The 11,916-nt window shown below is 70.6% G+C and carries 9 protein-coding genes; 3 read left to right on the top strand and 6 right to left on the bottom strand.

Annotated features, from left to right (window positions below):
* Positions 1 to 90: 90 nt before the first annotated feature.
* The 4 genes from AB0I43_RS37515 to AB0I43_RS37500 all read right to left on the bottom strand — a co-directional run bounded on the left by AB0I43_RS37515 (position 91) and on the right by AB0I43_RS37500 (position 5,414).
* Complete coding sequence (locus AB0I43_RS37515) at positions 91 to 2,187, bottom strand: glycogen debranching N-terminal domain-containing protein (RefSeq protein WP_357433561.1); 2,097 nt, start codon at positions 2,185 to 2,187, stop codon at positions 91 to 93.
* Positions 2,184 to 3,383, bottom strand: coding sequence for a glycosyltransferase family 4 protein (locus AB0I43_RS37510; protein WP_356979092.1), 1,200 nt, complete (start codon positions 3,381 to 3,383; stop codon positions 2,184 to 2,186). Before AB0I43_RS37510 ends, AB0I43_RS37515 begins: the two co-directional genes overlap by 4 nt.
* Positions 3,384 to 3,546: 163 nt before the next feature.
* Positions 3,547 to 4,407 (bottom strand): P1 family peptidase, encoded by an 861-nt coding sequence (locus AB0I43_RS37505; protein WP_356979090.1) that lies wholly within the window; start codon positions 4,405 to 4,407, stop codon positions 3,547 to 3,549.
* A gap of 149 nt (positions 4,408 to 4,556) precedes the next feature.
* Positions 4,557 to 5,414, bottom strand: a complete 858-nt coding sequence (locus AB0I43_RS37500) for a thioesterase family protein (protein WP_356979088.1) — start codon at positions 5,412 to 5,414, stop codon at positions 4,557 to 4,559.
* 179 nt (positions 5,415 to 5,593) lie between these two features.
* Between AB0I43_RS37500 and AB0I43_RS37495 the strand changes: the two genes are divergently transcribed.
* Positions 5,594 to 7,246 (top strand): alkaline phosphatase D family protein, encoded by a 1,653-nt coding sequence (locus AB0I43_RS37495; protein WP_356979087.1) that lies wholly within the window; start codon positions 5,594 to 5,596, stop codon positions 7,244 to 7,246.
* A 9-nt stretch (positions 7,247 to 7,255) separates the two neighbouring features.
* On the opposite strand, the gene AB0I43_RS37490 is transcribed toward AB0I43_RS37495, so the two are convergent.
* Together AB0I43_RS37490 and AB0I43_RS37485 are read right to left on the bottom strand one after the other, a co-directional pair.
* Positions 7,256 to 9,628, bottom strand: a complete 2,373-nt coding sequence (locus tag AB0I43_RS37490; protein ID WP_356979085.1) for a DNA translocase FtsK — start codon at positions 9,626 to 9,628, stop codon at positions 7,256 to 7,258.
* 376 nt (positions 9,629 to 10,004) lie between these two features.
* The gene (locus AB0I43_RS37485; protein WP_356979083.1) at positions 10,005 to 10,628 is read right to left on the bottom strand and encodes a TIGR03085 family metal-binding protein; all 624 of its coding nucleotides are present in this window, start codon (positions 10,626 to 10,628) and stop codon (positions 10,005 to 10,007) included.
* 253 nt (positions 10,629 to 10,881) lie between these two features.
* Between AB0I43_RS37485 and AB0I43_RS37480 the strand changes: the two genes are divergently transcribed.
* Positions 10,882 to 11,265 carry a DUF4189 domain-containing protein gene (locus AB0I43_RS37480; protein ID WP_356979082.1) on the top strand — a complete coding sequence of 128 codons (384 nt, stop codon included), beginning with the start codon at positions 10,882 to 10,884 and terminating at the stop codon, positions 11,263 to 11,265.
* 63 nt (positions 11,266 to 11,328) lie between these two features.
* A complete protein-coding gene (locus AB0I43_RS37475) occupies positions 11,329 to 11,883 on the top strand; it encodes a hypothetical protein (RefSeq protein ID WP_357433560.1) in 555 nt (184 codons plus the stop codon).
* Positions 11,884 to 11,916 lie beyond the last annotated feature (33 nt).

The following is an 11,916-nucleotide window of genomic DNA, read 5'->3' as shown; positions in this document are numbered from 1 at the left end:
GCTACACACCTACAATCACCACCGCGGCCACACCGCACTGGGCGGTCACCCACCAGCCAGCCGCGTTCCTAACCTCTCGGGTCAGTACACCTAGGACTGGATCAACCGCCAATCCCCCGGCAGGCCCTCCACTTTCACGTTGTCGCCGGAGGCTTCGATGGCGACCGTGGCCGAGCCGAGGCGCAGGTCGGTGAGCCGAATCGTCCCGGCGCGCTCCGGAATCCGCGGCGCGACGGTGAGCGTGCGGGCGGGCACGTCCGGGGTCAGGCCGAGGAACGAGCGCAGCAGGAGCAGCGGTGCGGCGCTCGCCCAGGCCTGCGGCGAGCACGAGGTGGGATAGGGCACCGGCGAGCCGAAGACGTCACGATCGAAGCCGCAGAACAACTCCGGCGGCCGCCCGCCGAATTCCAGGATCGCCGCGATCAGCCCGCCCGCCAGCCGCTCGGCCACCTCGACGGCGCCGGGCAGATGCCGATAGCGCAGGATGCCCGCGACCGCGATCGCGGTGTCGTGCGGCCAGATCGACCCGTTGTGGTAGCCCATCGGATTGAATCGGCCCGCGGTCGAGGAGAGCGTGCGCAGCCCGAAACCGCTGTCCATATCCGCCGCGCCGAGGCGCTCGATCAGCACGGCGGCGCGCTCGTCCTCGACGATGCCCGTCCACAGGCAGTGGCCCGGATTGCTGGTCACCGCGTCGACGGGACGTTTGCGGCCGTCGAGCGCGACCGCGTAGCACTGCTCGCGCGGCAGCCAGAACGCTTCGTCGAAGCGCGCTTTCAGCGTCGCGGCCTGGGCGCGCAGCCGCGCGGCGGTGTCGTTGTCGCCGAGTGATTGCGCCAGATCCGCGCGGCCGAGCCGGGCGGCGTAGGCATAACCCTGCACCTCGCACAGCGCCAGCGGCGGGTCGGCGAGATGCCCGTCGGCGAAGTTGATCGCGTCCCAGCTGTCCTTCCAGCCCTGGTTGGCCAGCCCGCGATCGGTTTTGCGCTGGTACTCCACGAACCCGTCGCCATCGCAGTCGCCGTAGGCGTCGATCCAGCCCAGCGCCGCGTCGGCGGCCGGGAGCAACTCGCTGACCGCCTGGTCGTCCACGCCCCAGCGCCAGCACTCGACCAGCAGCATGACGAACAGCGGGGTGGCATCGGCGGTGCCGTAGTAGACGTGCCCGCCCAGCACCTGATCGCTGGCGGGGCCGTGCCGCCGCTCGTGCATGATGCGGCCGGGCTCCTCCTCGGTGAGCGGATCCTCGCGGGTGCCTTGGATTTTCGCGAGCTGGCGCAGCGTGCCCAGGGCCAGCTCGGAGTCCAGCAGCAGCGCCATCCACGAGGTGAGCAGGCTGTCGCGGCCGAACAGCGCCATGAACCAGGGCGCGCCGGCGGCGACGTAGGTGGTGCCGTCGGCGGGATCGTCCATGCGCAGCGCGCCCAGATCGCTCTCGGTGCGGGCCAGCACACCGGACAGGCCGGGCCCGCTGGCCGTCAGGCGGGTGGTGGTGGCCCGCCAGTGCCGGATCTTGGCGGTGGGATTGCAGGTGCCGGCATCACTGGTGACGGCGGCGGCGTGGTGCCCGATGATCGGCTGGCAGAGCACCTCGGTCTGCCAGGTGCCCCGGCGCGGCACCACCACCTGCCAGGTCATCGAGCCGGGGTGCACGAGCGGCGCGCGGTCGGCGGTGATGACGAGCCCGCGCCCGGAATCGCGCCGATCGGTGAGGTGCAGGGCGGCCCCGGCCGCGCTGGATTCGCAGCGGCCCCCGCCCACGCGGCCCTCCTTGACCGCGAACAGGTCCGCGAAGTCGGTGTCGGCGTGCAGGGTGACCACGATGGCGGTGTCCTCGGCGCCCAGATTGTGGATGGTGATCGTCTCGCGCAGTTCCGCGCCGATCGAGCGCCGCCGCTGGATCAGCACGGTGGCGTCGGCGACCCCCTGGGCGGGCGGCTTGCGCCCGACGAAATCGGCCTTGAAGGGTTCGGGCTGATCCACCGACAGGTGTTCCAGGTGGTGCCCGTCCACGCGCAACTCCCACCGGGACAGCACGCGGGCGTCGCGGTAGAACAGGCCCTGGGAAGAGCCGGGGTGGATGTCGCCGAGCGCGTCGGACAGGCAGAACGTACTGGCCTCGACCAGCGTGACGACGCCGCCGTGCCCGTCGACCGGGGTCGGCTGCCCGGCGTTGAAGACGGTCATCGCAGGCTGCTCGGGGTCGGCAGGGCCACCGGCAGCTCCAGCGCGGCCAGGGGCGTGTCGGCGGCGGCGATGGCGCGGTAGTAGGCGGTCTCGTAGCCGTGGGCGAAGTGGTCGGCGGCGAACAGTTCCTCGACGCGCCGGCGGCACGCCCGGGGATCGAGATCGCCCGCGCGGGCGATGGCTTCCGGCAATTCGGCGGGATCGTCGCAGATCCAGCCCGTCACGCCGTGTTCGACCACCTCCGCCACCGCACCCCCGCGCAGCGCGACCACCGGGGTGCCGCACACCATCGCCTCGAGCATCACGATGCCGAACGGCTCCTCCCACTGGACGGGGAAGATCAGGCAGCGCGCCTCCGCGAGCAGGCGGCGCTTGGCGACGGCGTCGGCTTCGCCGAACACCGTGTCCTGATCGGTGAGCAGCGGGCGCACGCGCTGCTCGAAATAGGCTCGCTCGGGCGGCTCGTTGCATTTGCCCGCGAGCACCAGCGGCACGCCCGCGGCATGGGCGGCGTCCAAGGCGAGGTGCGGGCCCTTATAAGGCGCGTAGCGGCCCAGAAAAAGGGCGTACTCCGATTTCTCCGCACGAAACGGCCACTCCGCGGGTCGAATCGCATTGTGTACGCGCGCGATCCAGTGCAGATCCGGCGCCAATTCGCGCTGGCGGTCGCTGATCGCGATCAATCGGACGCTCGGATCGAACGCGCGGTAATAGCGGTGCATGTCCGGATCGACCGGGCCGTGCACGGTGACCACCGTCGGAATACCGAGATTGTGATAGCCGGGGGCATTGAGCGGACCGGCGAAGGTGTGGTCGTGCACGATGTCGACGGGATGACGCTCGTGCAGGGCCGAGACGGCGTGCCAGGCCTTCAGGGTGTTGACGATCTCCGGGTACGGGGTACCGAGCTCGGCGCTGCGCGTGGTCTCCCAGAGCTGCACGAACTCGGCCCGGCCACCGCTCTTCCCGGCACCGAGCAGTGTCACCCGGTGGCCGCGTTCGACCAGTTCGTCGGCGAGGGTGGCGACCACGGCCTCCACGCCGCCGTAGCCGGCCGGCGGGATGTCGAAATAGGGCGGCGCGACGAGCGCGATATGCAGCGGGCGCTTCGAGTGAATATCCGGCTTTACCAAGGGTGCTGCGGGAAATGGCGTGCGAAAAGCTTTCAGTTCTTTGGTCGACAGGTGGATCTGCATCGTGGATCTCCTTGTCGTAGCGGATAGTCGGAACAGCGGCGCCACTGTTGTCGAGAACCGCGGTCCACCGTGTCAGATTATTGTTTCGGCAGCCGGGGAACTCACGGTTCGTAACTGGATGGTTACTCGGTCGATAGCCGGAAATCGCGCAGTATAGAACCGGTCAGCGCGCGACCGATCGAATGGCTTCGGCGACGGCCGCCAGCGCCAGCAGGCGCACCACGTCCACCGCGGTGTCGACCTCCCCGGTCGCGGCCGCGAAGAAGCCGTCGCCGTCGAAACGGGTGTGCGGGGGCGTCAGCGCCCGCGAGAGGCCGTCGTGGGCGCCCTGGGCGACGATGTGGCAGCCCGTCTTGTCCAGGCGGGCATTGGTCAGCACCGCGCCGATCGTGGTGTGCGCACGCGCGCCCGCCGCCGCGAACTGCTCGAGCTGGGTGACGGCCTCCAGCGAGATCTCGCCCGTGCCCTCGTCGATGTCGCCGAAGGCGTTGACCGCGACCACGGCCGCGACCACCACCCGGCCCAATCGTTTTTCGGCATAGCCGATTCCGCCGGGCACCCGGCCCTGTGGACCGCGCCAGTGCCCGACGTAGGCGCCCGCACCCGCGCCGACGCGGCCGCTCAGTACCTGCTCGCCCGCTGCCGCCGACGCCGCGAGGTAGCCGTGTTCCGCCGTCGGCCGGGCCGCGGGATCGCCGGCGCTCAGATCGAACAGCGCCAGCGTGGGGACGATGGGAACCCGGCCGCCGGGAGTCGGCACGCCCCGGCCCTGCTCCTCCAGATACCGCAGCACGCCGTCGGCCACGGCCAGACCGAAAGCCGAACCACCGGTCAGCACAAAGGAATCCACCGTGCCGACGGTCTTGTCGGGTGCGAGCACATCCGTCTCGCGACTGGCGGGCGCACCGCCGCGCACCTCGCAGGACGCCACCGTGCCCTCCGGGACGGTGATCACCGTGCAGCCCGTCTCCCCCACCGGATCGGTCCAGTGCCCGACCCGAACTCCAGCAACGCCGACAGTCATGGACCCGCCCTCCGATTCCGCCGATGGCATCGTGCCGACGACATTACTCCCGCCTGCCCGGATGGCCGCCAACCTGCGATCGACGCCACAAACCGGGCTCCGAATCCTGTTCGTAGGAGGGTCGTTTCGGCGGTGACACCGTGACCGCCTCAGGCGCGGGCGCGTACCTCGAGGGTCTGCAGCACCCGGCCGATCGGACCCTGCTCGTCGTGCAGCGCCGTCGCGCACAGGCCGATGCCGTCCGGACCGAGCGCGGTCTGCACATCCAGGCCGATCCATTCGCCTTCGGGCAGGCGGTACAGGTCGACGGTGAGGTCGGTGTTGAGGAAGGTCCACTTGGTCGGATCCAGCTGCGCGCCGATGCCGTTGGCGATGTCGGCGACGGCCAGCGTGCGGACCAGCGGCGTCATCGCCTCGGCGTCGACCACGACGGTGCGCGGGCGCACCCAGGCGCGACGGCCGGGCCCGGGGAGGATACGCAGGTCCACCGTGCGCACGTAACCGACGTCCCAGCCGGGCGGCAGGGTGGAATCCGAGCCCGAAACCTCCGGGATCGGCGGCAGCGGCGGATCGGTGGCCAGCACGACGGCCGAGGTGTCGGAGGTCGCGATGCGCCAGGCGCGCGCGGTGGCCACCACCCGCCGGGCCCCGTCGGGCCGGGTGGCGGCGAGTTCGGCGGCCACGAGTTCCACGCGCTTGCCGGGCCGTTCGATCCAGGCGCGGACCTCGATCTCGGCCACCGGAATCGGGCCCAGGATCTCCATGGTCAGCCGGGCCACGCGGGCGCCCGGGCGCGGCTCGCAGTGTTCGATCGCGCGGGCCAGCAGCGCCGAGGGCGGCGCGCCGTGCTGCATGGTGTCGGCCCAGACGCTCACCGTCGATTCGGTCGCGCGATACCGGTCGACGCCGTCGCCGGTGGAATCGAGGGACCGGAAGTAGGGCGGGACGCCGGGCTCGCCGACCGGCGCAGGGGTCGCGATCGGGTCCGAGGCACGCACTCCGCTCATCGCGCCAACCTACCAATCGGTCTGCCCGGCCCGGGAAAGCCCTGCCCGTCGGCCTCCCGTCACCCCCGCGCTATCCAGCGGTTTCCCGCTCGTCACCCCTCCTGACCTGTCATCTGAAGTTCGCGCGACACGCGCCCCGAGTTCACGCCCGCACACCTTCGGCATTCCTACCGTGACCTATGAGCTTGTCTCGCCGGAAAATGCTCGGACTGAGCACCGCCGCGCTCCTCGCCGGGACCGGGACCGCGAGCAGCGCGGTGTTCGCCGCCCCGCGTCGGCTCGGCGACAACCCGTTCACCCTCGGCGTCGCCTCCGGCGACCCCACGCCCGACGGGTTCGTGCTGTGGACCCGTCTGGCCCTGGACCCGCTCGCCTACGACGGCCACGGCGGCATGCCGCTGCGCCCGATCACCGTCGACTACGAGGTGGCCCGTGACGAGGACTTCCGGCAGGTGGTGCGGCGCGGCAGCGCCGTGGCCGGCCGCGAGCTCGGGCACAGCGTGCACCCGGAGATCAGCGGCCTGGAGCCGGATCGCTGGTACTACTACCGGTTCCGCGCGGGCGGGGCCATCTCCGAGACCGGCCGCACCCGCACCGCGCCGGCGCCCGGCAGTCCCACCGCGCGGCTGCGTTTCGCCTACGCCTCCTGCCAGTGCTGGAGCTACGGCTACTACACCGCCTACGACCACATGAGCGCGGAAGACCTGGACCTGGTGGTGCACCTCGGCGACTACGTCTACGAGAACGCGTGGGTGCCGAACCGGGAAAACGGCGCCCCCGACTTCCGCGACGAGGCGGTGGATCTGCGCGGGTACCGCCTGCGCTACGCGCAGACCAAAGCCGAAGCGCCGCTGCGCCGGGCACACGCGGCCTTCCCGTGGCTGGTCACCATGGACGATCACGAGGTGCACAACAACTGGGCCGCCGACCACAACGGCCCCAGCGCCGACATCTATCACCTGACCTGGCTGTTCCGCCGCCGCCGGGCGGCCGCGTTCCAGGCCTGGTACGAGCACCAGCCGGTGCGGCTGGCCCAGCTGCCCAGCGGGCCGGACATGGTGCTGCACCGGCGGTACCGGTTCGGCGACCTCGCCGAGATCACCATGCTCGACACCCGCCAGTACCGCGACACCCAGGCCTGCGGCGACGGCAGCCCGGTGCCCGACTGCGCCGACCGCTTCGCCCCGGACCGCACCATTCTCGGTGCGCGCCAGCGTGATTGGCTGGTCGACGGGCTGGTCTCCTCCCCCGCGCGCTGGCAGGTGCTCGGCAACCAGGTCGCCATGGCCCGCTCGGACAACGACCCGGGGCCGGGCGAATCCCTGGCCACCGACGCCTGGGACGGCTACCTCGCCGACCGCGCCGCCGTACTCGGCGCGGCGGCCCGGCGCGGCGTGCCCAACCTGCTGGTCATCACCGGCGACCGGCACCACAACTACGTCGCCGACCTGCGCCGCGACTGGAACGATCTCGAATCCCCGGTGGTGGGAGCCGAATTCACCGGCACCTCGATCAGCAGCGGCGGCGACGGCGCCGACATGACCGACACCGGCCGCACCCTGCTGGCCGCGAACCCGGACATGAAGTTCTTCAACAGCCAGCGCGGCTACGTCCGGGTGGAGGCCGACGCGCAGGTCTGCCGCGCCGATTTCCGGGTGCTGCCCTACGTGCACCGGCCGGGTGCGCCGATCAGCACCCGCGCCGCCTACGTGATCGAGAACGGCGTGCCCGGCAGCCGCGAGGCCTGGCGCTCCGAGGCTCCGGTGGCGGGCACCCTGCCCGCCGCGGACGACCACCTGGCCGCCGTCGATCCGGGCGCCTCGGCCCGGTAGCCCGGCCGGTCAGTCGGCGGCGTCTCCGGCGTCGCCGCCGCGGATGGACACCAGCAGGCCGTCCAGCTCGTCGGGCTTGATCAGCACGTCGCGCGCCTTGGACCCTTCGCTGGGGCCCACGACGCCGCGGGTTTCCATCAGGTCCATCAGGCGGCCCGCCTTGGCGAAGCCGACGCGCAGCTTGCGCTGCAGCATCGAGGTGGAACCGAACTGCGAGGTGACGACCAGCTCCACCGCCTGCAGGAAGACGTCGAGATCCTCGCCGATGTCGGGATCGACATCCTTCTTCTCGCCGGACTTGGCGGCGGTGATCCCCTCCTGATAATCCGGCTCGGCCTGGTTCTTGGTGAAATCCACGATCCCGTGGATCTCCTCGTCGCTGATGAACGCGCCCTGCAGACGGGTCGGCTTGCCCGCGCCCATCGGCAGGAACAGGCCGTCGCCCATGCCGATCAGCTTCTCCGCGCCGGGCTGATCCAGGATGACGCGGGAGTCGGTCAGCGAGGAGGTGGCGAACGCCAGCCGGGACGGGACGTTGGTCTTGATCAGGCCGGTGACCACGTCGACCGAGGGGCGCTGGGTGGCCAGCACCAGGTGGATGCCCGCGGCGCGCGCCTTCTGGGTGATGCGGACGATCGCGTCCTCGACGTCGCGCGGCGCGGTCATCATCAGGTCGGCGAGCTCGTCGACGATGGCCAGGATGTACGGGTACGGGCGGTAGACCCGCTCGCTGCCCAGCGGCGCCGTGATCGCGCCCGACTTCACCTTCTTGTTGAAGTCGTCGATGTGGCGGACCTTGTTGGCCTGCATGTCCTGATAGCGCTGCTCCATCTCCTCCACCAGCCAGGCCAGCGCCGCGGCGGCCTTCTTCGGCTGGGTGATGATGGGGGTGATCAGGTGCGGAATGCCCTCGTACGGGGTGAGTTCCACCATCTTCGGGTCGATCAGGATCATCCGGACCTCGTCCGGGGTAGCCCGCTGCAGCAGCGAGACCAGCATCGAGTTCACGAAGCTCGACTTGCCGGAACCGGTGGAGCCGGCGACCAGCAGGTGCGGCATCTTGGCCAGGTTGGCCGAGACGAAATCGCCCTCGATGTTCTTGCCGAGGCCGATCACCAAGGGGTGATGATCGTTACGGGTGGACGGCGCCTTGAGCACGTCGGCCAGGCGGACCAGTTCACGATCGGAATTCGGCACCTCGATGCCGACCGCGGACTTGCCCGGGATCGGCGCGAGCAGCCGGACGTTCTCCGTCGCGACGGCGTAGGCGATATTGCGGGCCAGCGCGGTGATCTTCTCGACCTTCACGCCCGGCCCGAGCTCGACCTCGTAGCGGGTGACCGTCGGGCCGCGCACGAAACCGGTGACCGCCGCGTCGATCTTGAACTGCACCAGCACCTCGGTGATCGCCTCGATCATCGATTCGTTGGCGGCACTGCGCTTCTTGGGCGGATCGCCATCGGTGAGCAGGGTGAGCGGCGGCAGCGTGTAATCGCCCTCGATCACCCGCTCGGGAACGAAATCGGGCTCCTTCGGCGGGGGCGGCGGCGTCTGATCGGTGACCTTGGGAGCCACGCGCTTGCGCGGCTTGGGCGCGGGCGGCTCCTCGGCGCCGAATTCCGCGGCCGTGGCCAGGGTTTTCGCGTCCCGCAGCGGCGGCTCGCCGAGCGCCTCCGTGGCCGCGTCGCCGTCGCCGAACTCGTCGGCGGGGTAGTTCTCGGCGGGCGTGCGCCCGCGCCGCCGGGAGCGGCCGCGGTGCAGCGGGAAGCCGTCGGCGTCGTAGTCGGCGGGATCGAAGTCGCCGTGTTCGCCGCGGTAGTCGCCGTATTCGTCGCCGCCGGTGGCGGTGCCGAAGTACTCGCGCAGGCGCTGTGGCACCTCGCGCACGGTGGTGCCGGTGAGCAGCAGCACACCGAAGATGATGGCCAGCAACAGGATCGGCACCGAGAGCCAGGCGGTGAGACCGTCGGTGAGCGGGCCGCCGACCACGAAGCCGACGAAACCGGCCGCGCGGGAACGACCGTGCGCGTCATCGGGTGCGCCCGCGGCCAGATGCCAGAGGCCGAGCATGGGCAGGCTGACCAGCATGCCGCCCAGCACCAGTCGCGGCCGGATCTCCGGATGCGGCTCGGTGCGCATCAGGATGACGGCCAAGCCGAGACAGGCGAACGGCAGACCGGCCGAGGCCGAGCCGGACACCCAGCGGATGGCCTCTTCGACCCAGCGGCCGATGGGCCCGCCGGCCGAGAGCCACACCGCGGCGGCGACGATGCCGCTGACCGCGATCAGCGCCAGTGCGATGCCGTCGCGCCGGTGGCCGTGCTCGATGTCGCCGGCGCGGCTGAGGGTGCGGGTGGTGGCGCCGAGACCGCGCGCGAGCATGTTCCAGCCGCTGCTGATGGTCCGGCTGAAGACCGCGAGCGGCGCGGTGCTGGCCGCGGCGCGCGCGGGAGGACGGCGCGGCGGGGTGGCCCGGGCGCGCGGGGTGGGGCTGGTGCGGCGCTGCGGGGTGGGGCGTGCAGCGGTGGAACGCGCTGTGGTCGAACGAGACCGAGACGTGTTGGTCCTCCCTCTGGCCGCTCCCGACTGCTGTGGATCCCGCCCTGTTCCCGCCCGTGACCGGGGTGTCGCGGTGTTGCGGGACTTACCTGCCATGGGTTCAGGCTAGCCGCAAAGGCCCCATCCAGACCATCCGCAACACTGGTATCGGGCGTCTCAGCTGGCCCTCTGCAGGCTTAGGCCCAGGTCGGCACGTAATTCAGACCGAACGGTCGAGTTCGAGAACGGCCCGCACCGACTCCGCCGGACCCTCGGTCTCCAGCCGCACCTCGTCGCGGCCGAAGGCGTGCAGCAGCAGTTCGGCGGGCTGACCGATCAGTGCCACCTCCGGGCCGGGCGCGGTCTTGGCGACCACCCGCTCGCCGTCCGGCGTGCGCAGGATCAGGGTGACCGGCGACTTGCGGTAGGCCATCTTCGCCATCCGCCGCACCAGCGACCACAGCTTCGCCTGATCGGCGGGCGGCAGCGCGCGCGGTTCCCAGCCGGGGGCGGCGCGGCGCACGTCCTCGTGATGGACGAACATCTCGCTCAGATTCACTACCGCGTCCACCGGCTTGAGCGGCGACCACCACGGCGGACCGGTGCGCACCAGCTCGAGCAGTTCCGGGAAGGGACGCCGGGCGGTCTTGTCCTGCACCGACTCCAGATGTCCCGCGAGCGGCTTCAGCAGGATGCCGGGAGCGGCATCGGGCCGCCGCTCCCGCACGATCAGGTGCGCGGCCAGATCGCGCACCGTCCAGGCGCCGCAGAGCGTGGCCGCCTCCGGGCCGGCCTGCTCCATCGCGATCACCAGTGCCGCACGTTCCCGCTGCGCCATGCTCATACCGCTGAACATAGCCGACTTCCGGCGCTTTACACATCGCCGACTCAGACACGGCCTTGGCGAATCCTTAAGAGATGCCAGCACTCCCGGATATCGGGCTGGCGTCCGGGTTGCGGCAAATGTACGTTTGTCTCGTTCCGTCACGGGCCGGGCCCGCGACGTCGACGAGGGGATAGCGGGCATTCGGCCCGAAATGTACGTTGTCAACGATCCGCCGGGCTCGGATCGCCGCATCAATGGAGGACGTTCACACGTGAAGAAGCTGGTCACCGCAGCCACCACACTGGTTGCCGTCAGTGCGGCACTTGCCGTTTCGGCTCCCGCCGCGCAGGCACAGGGCGGCGGCTACTACGGCGCCATCGCCACCGGCAACAACGGTCGCTGGGCAATCGTCAACAACTACAACGGCTTCCAGGAGGCCGAGGGTGCCGCGGTGCGCACCTGCGGGCACGGCAGCTGCTCGGTGCTGCTGTCCTGGCGCAACGGCTGCGCCGTGCTGGTCGCGCGCAAGAACCCGCGCTCCACCACGTGGCAGGCCTCCTCCCGGTCCAACTACGGCGCCGCCCGTGACGCCGCCCTGTCGCGGCTGGCCGGCAGCCACGTCGTGACCTGGCGCTGCACCAACGGCTACAGCTAGATCCGGAATCCACGCCGCGGCATATCCGGGTGCGGCACAACACTTTTCATTCAAGGGGAATTCGTGAAACTCCGATCCATCCGTGCCGCTGCCGTCGTCGCCGCGGCCGCCGCCCTGACGCTGACCGCTTGCGGCTCCGACAAGGACGACTCCGCCGGCCCGAGCGCGACGCCCACCACCGCCGGCCAGTACGAAGAGGGCAAGCAGCCCGGTGAGGCGATCGAGGCCGAGGGCGAGCTGACCACCACGCCGCCGCCGGACCTGCCCAAGCCCACGGCCGCCGAGCTGAACGAGAAGATCACCAAGGCCTTCGACGCCTCGGTCGGCGAGCAGGAGAAGATCAGCTGGGTGCAGGACGCCGAAAAGGATCCGCAGCTGGTCGACAAGCTGGTCGACGCCGCCAAGAAGAACAACGTCAAGGTCGAGATCACCGGCGTGCAGGAGCCCAAGGACGGCAAGCTGAAGGCCGACGCCAAGGTCACCATCGACGGCGCGCCGGTCGACAACGCCTTCGTGGAGTTCGTCGCCGAGACCGAGGGCTGGAAGGTCTCCAACCAGTTCACCTGCAACATCGTGCGCGCGGCCAAGCTGGATTCGGCCGCCTGCCAGGCCAAGTAGGCAAACGAAAAGCGCCGGGAAGCAATCGCTTCC

The organism is Nocardia sp. NPDC050435, from assembly GCF_040655395.1.
GTDB lineage: Bacteria > Actinomycetota > Actinomycetes > Mycobacteriales > Mycobacteriaceae > Nocardia.
Note: the sequence above shows the minus strand (reverse complement) of the source record. Positions and strands in the feature narration are given on the sequence as shown.